We start from the raw sequence: 15,739 nt of genomic DNA, 5'->3' as shown, positions 1-15,739 counted from the left end.
GACTATTCACTTTTCAGCGTAATCGTAAGCTTGGGCTGCACCTTCACTTTGCCGGTAGCCATGCCTATATACGAAACAACCAATACAGCATCCTTAGAAGGTACAGAAAGGACAAAATTGCCATTGACATCGGTAACGCTTCCCGTAGTGGTACCTTCTATCAGAACAGCCGCACCGATAACAGGCTCACCCTGCTCATCCACCACTTTGCCTTCCACTTTCATATTGCCTTTGGCAATGGTCTTTTCTACAGCTTTAGTTTTTTTAGTAGTGATGTAAATCTCACCTTTTCCACCTGCCTCTTTCTTCACCTCAATACCCTCAATATTCTCGGCAGGTATTAAATCATCGATAGTTTTAGTACCCAAGTCAACCTTTTCTCCATCAATATAGACAGTCTTTATTAAATCAAGACTACTCTTATGCTGTACTTTAGCATTCTCTGCCACCTCATTACCCCGGCGGATAACCATACCCGGAGTTCCTTGTTTCAGGGTTATCAGAACAACGCCATTCTGTCCCTCTTCTCCATATAAATCCGTGGCAGATTTATCTTTCAAAACCGTTACACGTTCTATCTTATCAGGATTCAATGCACTCATGACAGATGGCGTCACCTCTTTTCCATCCACAATATACAATGGCTCTTTCCCATTACCTGCATATCCTTCAACTGTAATACCATTGGCAGAAGAAGTTTTTTCAAGTTTGTCGTCGTCCAGCCTGAACATCACCGGCACCGTAAATTTCACAGCCACCGGCTGCCCCTTCTGTCTCCCCGGCTTCCACTTCGGCATAGTGTTTATCAATCGCAGCGCCTCGGCATCCATATCCTTATCCACAGAACGGAGCACCTTGGAGTCCTTGATGCTTCCATCTTCATCCACCACAAACTGGACAGTGACCCGTCCCTGCGTACCGTTCTCTTTGGCAGATGCCGGATAACGCATATTCGTCTTGATATAATCCATGAAAGCACTCATTCCGCCGCCGGGAAATTCCGGCATCTCCTCTGCCACCTCGAAGACCAGAGTTCCCTTCAACCGCTTGCGGACTTCCGCCGGTACATACTTCACATCGGCAGGCTTCGTAGTGTCACCTGCACTTTCCGCCACTTTTGTTTCTACAATTGCAGCCAAATCGTTAACTTTGACGCTTGAAATCTTCTCCACTTTATCGGAGACTTCGGGACGGGCAAAAGCTGTCACTGCAATGGCAGCTACCGGAAGTACATAAAGATACTTCAAACGTGCCCACGGGCTTGATTTTTCTTTTAACATCATAGTGATACGTTTTTTAAGTTTACTGTGATTAAAGCTGTTGGCCATAGAGTAGAGCCTTGTGCCGACAGCTTTTTTTATTAATAATAGTTGATACTGTTTTGCATCCACACCCTCCTTTATCACCGTTTCATCCGCTTCAAACTCATGGATATTCTGCAATTCCTGCTTCAGGAGCCATGATGCCGGATTGAACCACTGAAAGAAAATGCAGACATCAGCCACCAGCAAGTCCCAGGAATGGCGGTTATGGATATGGGCAAGCTCGTGGATAAGGATTTCCCGTCCGTTCTCCTCCAAGTCTTTCCGTGAAATGACAATATATCCCATCCAACTGAACGGAGCGATGTCACAGTTGTGTACAATCAAAGTAACGCGCTCTTTCCTGCCCGGTAAGTAGCTGCCAATATCCTCTTTTTTACCCGATTTCAGCAACATCAGTAACCGTACCAACGAATATACGTTGCGGAAGGCAAAGAAAACGATTCCTGCCAGATAGACAAGCAGCGCCACTTGTATCCAGGTGACTGTTGCCGTTTCAGCCCTTGCTCCGGCCTCAGTGGCATTCACTGCATCTGCCATCATCAGCAACTGCTCCAATGTCAGCATCGTCTGGTGCACTTCCGTCTCCTGCTTCACACTTACCTCTACCAAAGGCAATAGGCAGGACAACAGCAAAATGCCCAACAATGAAAAACGGTTGAAACGATGAAACGTCTCGCGTGCCAGCAACAAGCGATAAAACAAATAGAATATCGCCAGGCAAACAGAAGATTTGAGTATATAAACAAAAAACAGACCCATGGAATTATTTACTATTTAGGGATTTACGATTTACTATTTACTATTTACAGTTACTTGGTCAGTTCATTCCGTAGCATCTCCACTCCGGGAAATCCGGTTGCTTTGTAGGAAATATCTCCTTCACGGTTCACGACGAAATAGGTCGGGATACCCGGATATTCGTACAGCTTTGCCAATGCCGTACTTTGCTCATTGCTAATGCGACAGTGAATACCGGGTATATCCGGTATCATTACTTTCCATTTTCCTTCAGGAGATGTTTCGTCGACAATATATAGATAAACCACCTCTTTCAGCTCCTCTTTCAACGGTTTCAGGCTTTTCATGGCCCGCATACAAGGACCACACCAGGTGTTCCACATATCCACCAGTACCATCTTGCCACGATAAGGACGAGTAATGACCTGCAACAAACTGTCTGCCGCTACCTCCTTTTCCACCTCAACAATCTTATATCCGGTCTTTCCCTTAGTAGCTTCCAACTCTGATTTCAGTTCGGCTTCAATCCTCCCGTTTCTCATCAGGAACAATTGCCTGAGGTCGGGAGAAGCGATGCTGTCCACCGTCCGACGCTCTTCCTCAGTCAAAGGCATGTACTTGCTCAGATTACGGGAAGCACGCCCGGCAAGAAGCATGTCCGGCCAAAGAGGGTCTTGCACAAACTTATCCCGGAAATTTCCGGTAGCGGTCTTCACAAAGTCCGTATAATAATTGTAATATTTCTGTTCGGGGGTATGCAGAATATCCAGTTGCAGTATTTCCTTGAAGTATGAGGTACTGTCCACCGTCATGTCCGCCCTTTTCACCCCCTTCCTGCCCGAAAGCATCGGGGCATAACTAAGGTTACTCTTGTAATTATAGATAAGGCTGAACAGATTCATATCCAGATTTGCCCGGATATAAGTACGGCAAGCCTGGCTCATATCCTTGTTTTTTACAAGTTTCTTTTGCATATCTTCATAATGCCTGAACAGATACTTTTTATATGCCTGCGGAGTCATCCCACAAATATCTGCATAAAAATCATCAGCTCCCGATAAGCTTTTCATTTCACCGAACCGCAGCAACTCGGTATTCAGACCGGCATAGTCTCCTTCAAACCAAACACAGTTGTCCGTTACACCATCCCTTTTCCGGCTTAAAAGACGGCTTTGCGAATAGAATATTTCAGGCAGATTGATTGTGACATCCAGTTCTCCACCCGGAACGAGAAACAATTCTATTTTCGAACGGGATATCCACAGCGTAGCACCGCTCGGCAACAGCACCTCTGTCTCATAACGGAACGTGCCATCCTCCGCTATCTTCAAGTCCTTACCGGTGAAATACATGAAGAACCAAGGCGAGTCATAGTAGCGTAACGTCACTCCATACTCCGGTTTATACCCCAATATCTGCCCCTTTATGACAGTCTTTCCCATATTCAATTCCGGTCCGGGCAATGGCAAAACCTCATCCGGTTTCTTATTCCGCAAACGTTCGGGAATATCCACCCGAGGTTTCTCTCCGTTGAGCTGTATACCATAAATTACCCATCCTTCATCACTGTCCGGTGTCTCTACAAAATCAAAGCTCTCAGTATCCATCGGAAGCGGACTAAACTTCAAAACAGCAGTCATTTCACCGGAAGCGGGAATATGCGTCCATTCATCCCTGGCAAAACCGGTATTTCCCAAATATCCGTAATCCTTTCCGGATGCCCGCAACACAGCTGTCGAATCAATCCTGACCCTATCGCCCTGCATGCCATAAAGCCTCACCGCCAGCCAGGTCGTATCTTTTCCAAGCGTCACTTGCTCCACTTCAATGCTACGCGTATTGCATGCCATGAAATAGGGTACCTTTACGATTTTCTTTGCCTGCAATCCGCAGCAAATACTTACCAGCAGCAAACAAACCAATCCGATGTTTTTCATAAGCCAGAGTTATTAGAGCCTCAACAATCTCAGTCCCTTCCCTTTTCCACGTCTTGTATCAACTGCTTCAGTTCTTCCAGGGATATATCCTCTTCCTTCACCAGAGACGACACTGCGCTGAGATAGGAATTATTGAAATATTTGCTGATAACGTTCTTCAGTGTCCGCTTGCGGAAATCCTCCTCGCTGACCACCGCATAATACTGATACGTGTTGCCGTACGTATGATGGCTCAGGAATCCCTTATCCTCCAATCCTCTCACAATGGTGGACAAAGTATTGAAATGTGGTTTCGGCTCTTCATAGAATGCCAGCATTTCCTTCACAAACAAGGGTCCCTTTTCCCAGAAAAAGCCCATGATTTCTTCTTCTTTTGCAGTCAATCCTTTCATAACATTCTTTGTTTTCCGCAAATAACTAAATTATTTAGTTCAAAAACTAATTTCTCTCGTTAAATAAAACTAAAGCTTTTAGTTTATTCGGCAAACACCAGTCTCCAACCGTCTCCCGACAAGCAAAATACCTACTAATAGTGATTGCAGTTCTCGGATAAAAGCCGTTACTTTGCGCACGAATCAGAGAATTAAAAACAATAACATACAATGAATGAGCAACATAAGTACCGCTCCACGGACAAGATGAGCGACCTCATCTGTGACAATTACTCCTTATTAATGGTGATGAGCCGCTTCGGACTGTCATTAGGATTCGGAGACAAGAGCGTGAAGGACGTCTGCGAAGCACAAGGCGTCGATTGCCCTACATTCCTCGCCGTAGCCAACTTTATCAGCGAAGAACAATACTCTTACAGCGGCAATGAAAGTGATTTTTCCATTCCCGCCCTTATGGATTATCTGAAGCGTGCCCACACATATTTCCTCGACTTCAACCTGCCGGCCATCCGCCGCAAACTCATCGAAGCCATCGATTGTTCCAGTACAAACGATGTAGCCTACCTCATCCTGAAGTTCTTCGATGAATATGCCAAGGAGGTACGCCGCCACATGGAATATGAAAACCAGGCCGTATTCACCTATGTAGAGCAATTACTCCAAGGCAACCTATCGGATGAATACAACATTGCCACTTTTGCCAGCAAACATAATCAGATAGATACCAAACTGAAAGAGCTGAAGAACATCATCATCAAATACTACCCGGAAAAGGAGAACAACAATCTCCTGAATGCGGTCTTGTTCGATATATTCAACTGCGAACAAGACCTTGCCACCCACTGCCAGGTAGAAGATTATATGTTTGTTCCCGCCGTAGCGCAAATAGAAAGGAAACTGAAAAATGAACAATAATACTTCTTTGAAGATTGTCATTGCAGAAACTTCGGTCATCATCCGGAGTGGCCTGACGGCTGTTTTGAAGCGTATTCCCAACTTGAATGCACACCCTATTGAGGTTTCTTCTCCGGAATCGCTGCAGAACTACATTCACATGCATCCGGCAGACATTATCATCATCAACCCCACTTTCGGTGGCTGGTTCGACCTGCCCGCCTTCAAGGCAGAACACGGAAAATCCGGTATCAAGTACATTGCTATGGTATGCTCCGTCATCGACAACAACATATTGAAGGAATATGACGAGAACTTCGCCATGTGCGATGACGTAGATGTCATCGCCTCCAAAATCAACCACTTGCTACACACCGAGGAGGAAGAGGAAAAAGACAGCGAACAAGAAACCCTGAGCCAGCGCGAAAAGGAAATCATCACCTGCGTTGTGAAGGGCATGACCAACAAAGCCATCGCCGACAAACTCTACCTCTCCATCCATACCGTCATTACCCATCGCCGTAACATTGCACGCAAACTGCAGATACATTCTCCGGCAGGGCTCACCATCTACGCTATTGTCAACAAGCTGGTAGAATTGAGCGACATCAAGGACTCTCTATAAGATTCTTCCGGCAACCGTTTCCCTACCCGCTGCGGCCTATAGGGAAAAACCGGATGAATCCCTTGCAAAAGTATGCTCCTCCATACGGGAAAAGCCCTCTGCCTATTGATTAAGGTTTATCTTGTGCTTGAAGACAAAGCTCATCCCCTATGTCATCCCTCCCCATCCTATGACTCTTTATGCCCCACAAGTATCCTTATCCAACCTTACCCACAGTATCCGTCACGCCATACACAAATCCCCGCTTCACGATATCACATCGGGAAGCGGGGATCCTTTTATCTTCATAAAAGTGGTTACGTAATTATGACTAACTAATTCATTCAAATCTGATGTTGCAAAGATAAGGCATCGGCAGACAGTACGCAATCACTTAAATTAGGTATAATAAAACAAGTCTGTCATCATAAATAGGTAGAACCACCCACAAATCAGGCATTGGCATAGCTGTGCATTCCTCCAAGGATGTAGTTCACCCCGAAATAGGTCATCAGGACTGTCAGAAAGGCAACAATCATATAGATATGGAAGAATAACGGACTGCGGAAAATGCGCAGGCTGCGCGCATGGAACGCCGCTCCATAAACCATAAAGGTAATCAGCGCCCATACTTCCTTCGGGTCCCAAGCCCAATAACGCCCCCAAGAAGCATTGGCCCAAACCGCACCCAGAAAAATGCCGGCTCCCAAAAAGAAAACGGCGGGATAAAGCAGCAATCGGCTGAGCAGCATCAACATCCGGGCTGAACGGCGAAGACACAATGCCAGTATGCCGTTCAGCATCATAAAGGCAAACAAAGCATAAGACATCATTATCAACGACACATGCGTACTGAGCCACGGAGAAACGAGCACGGGCATCAAGGGAGTGATTTGGGGATTCATCTGTCCCAAATAGGACACCAGTAAGGCAAAACCGGACAGCAAAAAACCGAAAGGCACCATAAACGGGAAGCGCCGCCGAAACAGACAAGCCAGGAACAGCGCACACAATGCCATGAACTGCATCGTTTCGTATCCATTACCCAACGGGATACGCCCGCCGATGTACCACCTCAGACCATACCCGAAGAGCTGAAAGAGAAACGCCGCATAAAGAGAAAACGGGAAAAAAGTATCTGCCAAACGCGAAGAGAAAGAGAGCGCTACAATCCTACCGGAAGAGTCTGACAATGCCGACGAACGGCGCAGGCCGCGATACAGCAGACGGAAGAAAGCCAGCATCCCCACCGTAAGGTTGAACATGAACAGCAATTTGCTGAAAGGAATACGGTTATACAGCAATTCGGCTTGTATTTTAGTATCGGAAACAGGCTCCACACTCCCGTCTTCCGGCAAAGGACGAATCAATGTACCATTTTGGAGCATCAAAATCAGTCCCACCTTTTCATCCGCCTCTACAATGGCCTTTTCCAGAGAAGTCATTTTCTGATGATGGTCTTGCTTCCCCTTCCAGAACTTCTGCAAGCGATACTTCTCACCGTCGAACAAATCAGCCAGACATGCATAGGGTGTCTCCAAATGAAGCAGGCGACGGAGTGCCTCGTTTTTGATATAAATCATCGGCTCATTCTGCCAAACCTCCGGACGCAGAAGCCATCCGCCAATCACCTGCTCCGGCGTCATGCCTCCATAAGACGATTTTCCCGTCAGTTTCAGTACAAAATCGCGCGCAAGGGTATTGAAAGGAACCACACGGTCATTATAAATCACCTGCTTACGGGCAAGACTATCCGCCTGCTTGCGTGCCAGTGCCGGAAGGCTTCTCTTCTGCGCATGTACCCCACTTCCCAGACACAGCAACAATAGAACAAACATTCCTCCCTTCTTCAACAACGGATGCCTCAGCAGCCTGCGGAACTCTCCGCCCCGGCTGACCAGCATCCAGAGCATGGAGACACCTAACAAGAGGTATCCACTATAGGTAATCCCTATCCCCCACGGGTCATAATTCACTGTCAGCCAGCTCCCCTGCATATCCTCATCAAAGGAAGACTGATAAAAGCGAAACCCCTGCCGTGAAAGAATACGGTTCATGGAGACGGGCGTCTCACCGTGAATATAGCTGATATAATCTGCAGGAGCATCCGTACCCGGATAGTACTCAATCCGGAAACTGTCCAGACGTAAGGTGAACGGTAACTCTACAACCTGCCTGCCGTCTTGTTCCAAAAAGCAGTTCACCTCACTGCCGACAGTAAGATGCACATATCCTTTTCGGCCACAAAGAAACGTAGTCATGGCTCCCGCCAAAATCACGAGGAAGGAGCCATGCAACAACAACGTCGGGAGACGCCGCCACAACCGCTGTCTTACAAGCACAACAACAGTCATCGCAGCAAGGGCTCCCCACAAACAACAGAACCAAATCGTATGATAAACATGCTTTTCTACAAAATCCGTACTGTATGTCTGCTCTACAAACGTAGTTGCAGCAAGTAAGAGCAGCAAACAACCATAAACAGCTATGAGAAACTTTTTCAATTAAGAGCTATCAATTAAAAGTAAAAAATCAATATGGAGCAAACTCCTTGTTTTCTAAAGACTTGACTCCCATACATTCCATCTCTATCAGCCAACCCGGACGACATACGGGAGCATATACAAACACTCTCGGAGTATCCGGAAAACGCTCGTCATACATTCCTTTGACCACGGTATAGTCAGCAACATCCCGCAGATAAACAATCATCTGTCCTAAATCATCAAACGTACAGCCAGCCTCTTTCAACAAAGCCTCCACATTCTCCCACATACGTTCCGTCTGCTTGCGAATGTCCCCGGGATATACCACCTCACCTTTATTATTGATGCTCGCAGTACCCGAAATAAACACCTGGCGACGGTCGCCATAATCCACATACGTACCTCGCTCGAAACTCACACCGTATTCGTATGTGGGATTCAGATGTGTCGGTGCGTAAAGGTAGTGAATTTGTTCAGATTTCAAACCATCTACAGCATAAGTATCCATCTGAACCGTCACTTTTGGGTCGGCATGACGGCCACCGATACCGGTACTGGAAATATAATGAGTCTTCTCCGTCAAGTCCTGGGTAACAAACACCTCATTACGCGCCTTCACCACTCCGGTATAATTCACATCCACGTTCTGTACAAAGAACCAGGTACGTATGCAATTATCAGCCAGCTTGCAGCCCTGTTCCATCAGCTGCATCACATAGTCATTCAACAGCAGACGGGTCTGGTATTCCGAATTGGCGGCACGATTGAAAGAGCCGCCTCCCCAAAGGTGACGGTAGGCGCCATGTCTCACTTCGAACAATCCGTTATGAAGTACCTGTGTTTCCACACCTTTCTGCAGATAGACCCACAGTGCAATCTTTGTACCGTTCAACGGCGGCTGCTCTACCACGGAGAGTGCACAATCCGAACATTCTGCCGAAAGCGCCAGTAGCATATCTGCCTGATTGGCGGCGTCACTTAGAAAGTAGCGTTTAAAGATGGCAACAGCACCTTGTAGCTCACTTTCACGTAGTTGGCAGTAAGTGTCGACCACCGCATTCAGCTGTTCTTCATAAGTCGCTTCCGGTCTGGTGGCATGAATCATTACATGATATTCCGAAACACCCGCTTCTACCTCATATTTAAAGATTTCGGTTAAGGTATTCTCCAATTGATTAGTTTGTTGTTGTTTATTTTTCATATTAAATATCAATTAGTCGTTGTTGTTCAAAAAAGTACCGGTATTACCAGTAAGGCCCATCATTATTACGGCTGTGCACCATCGTCAATCCAGTTGCCAATCAAAGACTGCATATCAGATGAGGTTATCATCTGAGAATGGTCTATACGCCAATCCGAGCTGATGTCCGTACCCAATATGAGATGCAAGACACTTTCTGACGCATTGCCGGGCATAACCCTCATTTTACCGTCCACCGTCGTTGAAGCCCGGTTGACCAGATCAGCATGGCTATGTCCTTCCAGCAGATTCAAGCCACCACCCGGAGTGGTGCTAAGACCATGGCAAGCCGTACAAGTGGCATTGAATATTTTTTGTTGAATGGCATTGTACATACTTGCATCAACTGTTCCTGCATCCATAAGTATAGTATCAGCGATTTCAGTACATTCCATTGCCACCAAACTGACAATGCGCTTCCTCAACTTATTGATTACACATAGCTCGACAGTTGTCACCTCATCCGTTATGCCGGACATTGTCAACTGGATTTCATCATTATCCGATTCGGATGCCGGAACAACCTTTGAAACAATGGCATAATCGCTTTCATCATCAAATCCTGCCACTACCACACTATAGTCGCCCGACCACTTATCCACACCACTAATCCGGCCTGTCATCTTCACTGTGCGTCCTTCACCCGTGGCCACTACGGCATTCTCATAAATTCTCCCCTCATCGCATGCATGCAGACCTATAAGAAGCACGGGCAGAAAAAAGAAAAGAATGTATTTTTTCATAGACGAATCCTTTCCTGACTTCATTTAGAATGTATATTGAAGCATCACCGTGGCAGAGTGAGTGGCCAGACCTAAATTATCATTATCACGGTCGAGCTGCGTGTCGTGTCCCCAACGGGCTACATACTGATACATTGCCTGCAATTTCAGGTTGCATCCTCTGAAAAAGTAATTCATACCTACAGCTGGCATATTCAGGAAACCGTCGTCATCCGTACCGTTACGATTGAAGATATCGTAGCGTGCGGCAAGCTGTAGGCGGGGAGCGACAAAGTAACCACCTTGCACATAACCGCCTAAAAAGCTATACGATTCATTTATCTTTTGCCGTTTGGTGAAACCTACATTCATATAATAAGCTTCAGCCGCCAGATAGAGCTTGTTCTTCAACATGGCAAATTCCAACCCCACACGGGTATCATTGGTACTCTCATTTTCACTCTCCACATTGATAGAACCCGAAAGACCGAATAATATCTTATCCTCGTTCAAACGGTTAGGATTACCTTGTGTGGAAGGCATCACCCCCTTGGGCATATAAGTCAGACGTCCGGCATACAGCAATGAAGGGATATGCCAGTCATCACTCATCGTCTTTGAAGCTGTATTCACGGAAGCTCCGGTTCCATTGAACAAGCCGACTTCATAACCGAACTTATCTGCCACCAGACCGTGAATTTCAACACCCAGGTCAAATCCCGTACCGATATTAGGCGTCACGGCATTCAACGAATAAGGCAAAATTACAGAAGACGTCAGAGAAACCGGCAACTGGGGAAGCAGTGTTTCGCCAAGAGTTGTCAGATAGGCATGCGAGAATGGAGTCTTGAACTTTCCGACACGAATCGCAAATTGTTTTTTCAGCTGTACATCAAACCACGCCTGCTGTAACAGCGCTCCTCCACTTGCAGCAGCATTGATGGACAGATTGAAAGCTACTTTTCCAAAAGCCTTGCCAGTAAAGCCAAGTACGGCATAAGGAATGGAAAAACCCGAATTGGCAATATTATCTTGGTTATAAGCCTTATCCAAGCCTTCATCATCATACCAATTGAAATTAGCACTCGTTTGTACCAACAGATAAGGCTTGAAAACAAAATCACCTTTCTTTGTTTCAATGGTAAAACCTTCTCTTCCGGCCAATGACACTACACCATTCTCCGTATCTTCCTCATGTTGCGCCATAGCGGTCAAAGGCAAAACAGCCAGCATGGCGACATATAAAAATTTCTTCATAATTACTTTTTATATAAAGCTTATTAGTTCTAAAGTGAATTTAAAAATACAATCAGGGCATCACGGTCATCCTTACTCATGTTCTTAAAGAGATTTTTCGATGCTTCTCCCTCTCCCCCATGCCACATTATGGCTTCAACAAGATTGCGGGCACGACCATCGTGCAAGAAGTAGGTATGTCCGTTTACCTTTTCCTGAAGCCCGATACCCCAAAGCGGAGTAGTGCGCCATTCATTGCCACGCGCCAACCCACTTACATAGTTATCATTCAGACCGACTCCCATAATTTCGGAGCCCATATCATGCAGCAAAAAATCCGAATAGGGGTGAATTGTCTGACTTCCCAACCATGGCAAACGGGTACCGTTCAACAGCACGGAGCCCCGAGGCTTGGTATGCAACGTGGTGACATGGCAAAGATGGCACTTGGCTTTATAGAAATTCTGTTCTCCCCTTATCACCTGCGGGTCATTCACATTACGCCGTGCAGGAACACCAAGACTCTGCATATACAAGTCAACATCTTCCATATCTTCTGTAGAAACATCCAACTGGGCATAAGAAAGCCCCATCATGCTGCCTTGATTCACCTGGGACTGCCCCTCGCATATCTCTTCCGGATAGCGGCTATTGGTAACACCCATATCACTTGAAAAACCAAGTTCAACAGTCAAATCCGCATGTTGAGCCTTATTTCCCGACAGCCCCAAGCTTCTCACACCACGTTCGGTAATGTAATTGCAACGGCCACTTATACCATACTCCGGATAATTACTTTTTGCAGCAAGCGCTTCAATCTCCGTAGGTTCCAAAGCCATCATTTGCCCCATACCGACATGTCTCAACGGGATACGCACCGTACAGAACATATCTTCAGGCTTTATACTGTCAGCATACCATTCGGATATGGAATAAGCCGGTCTGCAAAGTTCATACTTCTCTCCGTCGGGAAAGGTAAAAGTCTCATAAGTATACTCCACAGAAAGCTTCCCCTCCGGTTTCACTCCATAAATGGCCTGGTCATGGAGGACACGACCATAATCCTGAAAAAACGCACCATTCTTGCGGCTTATATAAACCAGCATCGAGGAAAACCCGTAACTACCCGATCCACCTTCACTCCACAGCGTCGGTTTGGTACGGCCGGCATTACGATGACAACTGCCACAAGAATACCCCGCATAGACCGGGCCAAGACCACCTCCCATGCCATTGCTACTCGTACGCACATCATCGTAAAGCCCGTCACCATCATTAAAGCGACTGTTGTAAACACCCGACACCCAGTCTGCCGGTGAATCATAGGCCTTGGATGAATTCATGAAGATTGTGGACGTTCCGGCAGACAGAGCGTATCCTTCAGGAATCTCTATATCCAACACGTCAATCCCATCATCATCACAAGCAGTCAAACCTGCCGACAAACAAAGGAGAAGACATGAATATCTCATTAAACGATTCATCATCTTTATCTACTTTTTAATAATGGCATATCCAAACATGCCAAAGAAGTAAAGGCAGGATTCTCCAAATCCTCCCCTTTACTTCTTGAGTATTGTTTATAAATAATTCTTATTTAACTGTACGAGGCTTGCCATCCTTGAAAAGCAGGAATTCCAAAGTATGGAATCCGCGTACATTTTGAGCAGATTCAACTTTTGCATCATCATCACCCTCGCTCCATTCCAAATCGCCCCATTTCTGGGAATTCAGAATCTGGACAATGGCGTTCTGGTCCAAAGGCCAACTATCCATATTCGGGTCAAGTCCCAGCTCATCCACCGGCCCAAATAGGAACGCCTCACTTTCCTCCCAAGGTTCACGGGCTGTTATCCAAGCATTGCATGCCGTCTCAAAAGCACTGTTAGAGGGATTGTTGGCAAGAGCCACCACAGCGTCATACAGCGTACTATTCTTCTCCTTCAAATCCTTATAGGTAGGCAAAACCACAACATTGACATAATTTTCAACAATCGGGTCAAGTGCTTCATTGCTGTTAATGGTGCTATTGTCCCTGATATAAGGTTTCAACTCCTTATCCAATACACTTTCCAGTTCTTCACAAGCCTTGATAGCCGCTACCGTTTCCTGACTGTTGATATTATTACGGAAAGGTTGGGGAATAGCCTGAATAGCCGATGCTGCCGTAGTGATAGCTGCCGACACTTTCGTATCCAACTCCGCATTGACTCCAGCCACCAATTTTGAAATTGACTTGTCGCTCACCTTACCGTCCAAAGAGCCGTAATAGGCATTGCGGATTGAGTAAATATTATTGGTATAATCATCACGGGAATGCCAGCTATACCATGACTCAACAGCATAGAGGGCCTCTGTAACATTGTTTGCCATATATTTATTATATGGATCACCAATCTTCGTCTCACCTACCTCATTGGAGATTTCAACACAACCGTCGATAACCTGCTCTATACAGTTCCAGGCACTTGAAAAGTTATAGGCACCATTATGAGCTTTGAAGGAAGTTGCAAAACTTGCCCCACCCTTATAACTCGTATTCCAAGAATCATAAAGATTGGTGGCATCTGTCTTCAACAAAGCCGCCACATTTCTCATGTAGTTGTGCCAACTTGCCGCATTCTCCGAATTATACTCAATGTCAGCAGGATTAACTGTACTGTTGTCATCATCATCGCTACAAGCAGTAGCCGTAAATGCCAGCCCTAATACCAAAGCTGTCGCATAAAAGAAATTTTTCTTCATCTGTATAAAATTAATTGATTACTATTCATCTACTTCTTGACAAACCAACCGATATAGGCAATACCAATCGAAAACTCATTTTCACTATTATACTTGCCAGTTCCAAAAACCTTGTTTGTTCCGATTTGGCGGGTAGTGTAGTCAGCCTTTACCACCAGATTAGGCAAGGCATACCAATTCAATCCAGCAGTCCACATGCTTACCTGACAACGTTTCTCCATTATCTGGCTGGCCTCTCCCTTTTCTTGCGGATTATAATATTCATAACGTGCAAAGGGGTAGATAACCGGAACTTTCCTGTTTCCTTTGAAGAAAGCGCTGATATTCAAACCGGCCTCGGCTGCATAACTGACTACATTCTTTGCAATGGGGGTTATACGGCTGTAAGGAGATTTATTCGACAATTTGGTATTTGCCTCACTAAGCTTCGCTGAATTACCCAAATTTCCGTATACCATATTGGCACGGGCAACCACATATTTATTACGGTATTGGGCATCTGCCGTATAAATTCTTACCGGAATCTTACCGGTAGACGAATAAGTATCCGCTTTGTCAGAATTGGAACCGGCATCAGCGCAGTAATAGAACGAAGCACCTATACGCAACCCCGGAACCCCCTTATAGTCCAGACGAGCCACATAGCCCGGTGAAGTAAAGTTGTCTTCTTCAAAGATGCCTTGTTTGCCACTTGCTATCCAGGTGTTACGGTCAAAGCCATTGGCATTCAGACCGGCCACTATCATGGCCTGATAATCAAAGCTGGCATATCCTTTTCCAAAAGAACCAAAAAACTCGAGTCCGTTTTCATGCCACGTAGAAGGAAGGATGGTTGTCTCTCCTTCCGGCCGATAAGTTCCAAAGAAATTGATTGGTTCATGATGGGCGTTGGTCAATCCTACCGGGACAATGATGTGACCGGCACGTATGTTGAATTGTGGAACAATTAAACGGGTAATGTGGAATTGCTCGATAGCCACTTCGCCACCCTTTTCCACCTCCGTTTCATACTCACCGTTTTCCGTATTCTCAAGTTCATAAGCAGTACCCGTACCACCGGATTCAAACTCGATTTCAGCACCGAGTATCCATTTGGAATTGAACTTGTAATCCAGAGCCAACACGAAACGGGGTATAGAAATTGTATTCCTATGTTTGTCTGGATTGCCTTCAGGTGCACCATAGAAACGGTTAATACCATAATCCTTAAAACTTGCAACCATTTCTCCGTATCCACCGAAACGGAATTTCTTGTAGTTGTCGCCATCATTCGCTACTTTTTCCTTTTTCTCTTTGTCTGTTGAAATCTCCGTACTCTCTGCTGCAGAAGTAACTTTTTCAGGTTCAGCAGCCTGCAAAGCATTGGCAGAAAGCAAAAAACATAAAACGAATAAGCCAGTTAATTTTCTCATCTTTTATC

Annotated in this window: 12 protein-coding genes; 2 read left to right on the top strand and 10 right to left on the bottom strand. The window is 45.7% G+C overall.

What is annotated here, in order from left to right; genetic code table 11:
- Positions 1-2: 2 nt before the first annotated feature.
- Genes DXD65_RS04890 through DXD65_RS04880 form a run of 3 tightly spaced genes read right to left on the bottom strand, consistent with a single transcriptional unit; the run spans position 3 to position 4,392 of the window.
- On the bottom strand, positions 3-2,084 hold the full coding sequence (locus tag DXD65_RS04890) for a M56 family metallopeptidase (RefSeq protein WP_005823783.1): 2,082 nt from the start codon (positions 2,082-2,084) through the stop codon (positions 3-5).
- Between the two features lie 50 nt (positions 2,085-2,134).
- A complete protein-coding gene (locus DXD65_RS04885; protein WP_005823784.1) occupies positions 2,135-4,000 on the bottom strand; it encodes a TlpA family protein disulfide reductase in 1,866 nt (621 codons plus the stop codon).
- Between the two features lie 29 nt (positions 4,001-4,029).
- Positions 4,030-4,392: a BlaI/MecI/CopY family transcriptional regulator gene (locus DXD65_RS04880; protein WP_005823785.1), complete on the bottom strand. Its 363-nt coding sequence runs from the start codon at positions 4,390-4,392 to the stop codon at positions 4,030-4,032.
- Between the two features lie 210 nt (positions 4,393-4,602).
- Here DXD65_RS04880 and DXD65_RS04875 point away from each other — a divergent pair, with 210 nt between their 5' ends.
- Complete coding sequence (locus DXD65_RS04875; protein WP_008665531.1) at positions 4,603-5,307, top strand: hemerythrin domain-containing protein; 705 nt, start codon at positions 4,603-4,605, stop codon at positions 5,305-5,307.
- Positions 5,297-5,911 carry a response regulator transcription factor gene (locus DXD65_RS04870; RefSeq protein WP_005823789.1) on the top strand — a complete coding sequence of 205 codons (615 nt, stop codon included), beginning with the start codon at positions 5,297-5,299 and terminating at the stop codon, positions 5,909-5,911. Before DXD65_RS04875 ends, DXD65_RS04870 begins: the two co-directional genes overlap by 11 nt.
- A gap of 431 nt (positions 5,912-6,342) precedes the next feature.
- On the opposite strand, the gene ccsA is transcribed toward DXD65_RS04870, so the two are convergent.
- The 7 genes from ccsA to DXD65_RS04835 form a co-directional block, all read right to left on the bottom strand.
- On the bottom strand, positions 6,343-8,394 hold the full coding sequence (gene ccsA, locus DXD65_RS04865) for a cytochrome c biogenesis protein CcsA (RefSeq protein WP_005823791.1): 2,052 nt from the start codon (positions 8,392-8,394) through the stop codon (positions 6,343-6,345).
- Between the two features lie 28 nt (positions 8,395-8,422).
- Positions 8,423-9,577 carry a Rid family hydrolase gene (locus tag DXD65_RS04860; RefSeq protein ID WP_005823794.1) on the bottom strand — a complete coding sequence of 385 codons (1,155 nt, stop codon included), beginning with the start codon at positions 9,575-9,577 and terminating at the stop codon, positions 8,423-8,425.
- 65 nt (positions 9,578-9,642) lie between these two features.
- A complete protein-coding gene (locus DXD65_RS04855) occupies positions 9,643-10,359 on the bottom strand; it encodes a hypothetical protein (protein ID WP_008665536.1) in 717 nt (238 codons plus the stop codon).
- A gap of 24 nt (positions 10,360-10,383) precedes the next feature.
- Positions 10,384-11,595, bottom strand: a complete 1,212-nt coding sequence (locus DXD65_RS04850) for a porin (RefSeq protein ID WP_005823796.1) — start codon at positions 11,593-11,595, stop codon at positions 10,384-10,386.
- 29 nt (positions 11,596-11,624) lie between these two features.
- Positions 11,625-13,058, bottom strand: coding sequence for a di-heme oxidoredictase family protein (locus tag DXD65_RS04845; protein ID WP_085931069.1), 1,434 nt, complete (start codon positions 13,056-13,058; stop codon positions 11,625-11,627).
- A 109-nt stretch (positions 13,059-13,167) separates the two neighbouring features.
- Positions 13,168-14,319, bottom strand: coding sequence for an imelysin family protein (locus DXD65_RS04840; protein ID WP_117599408.1), 1,152 nt, complete (start codon positions 14,317-14,319; stop codon positions 13,168-13,170).
- 29 nt (positions 14,320-14,348) lie between these two features.
- The gene (locus tag DXD65_RS04835) at positions 14,349-15,731 is read right to left on the bottom strand and encodes a hypothetical protein (RefSeq protein ID WP_005823799.1); all 1,383 of its coding nucleotides are present in this window, start codon (positions 15,729-15,731) and stop codon (positions 14,349-14,351) included.
- Positions 15,732-15,739: the final 8 nt, after the last annotated feature.

It is taken from the genome of Bacteroides sp. 4_1_36, from assembly GCF_003466325.1.
Taxonomy (GTDB): domain Bacteria; phylum Bacteroidota; class Bacteroidia; order Bacteroidales; family Bacteroidaceae; genus Bacteroides; species Bacteroides uniformis.
This window is presented reverse-complemented; position numbering and strand designations above follow the sequence as displayed.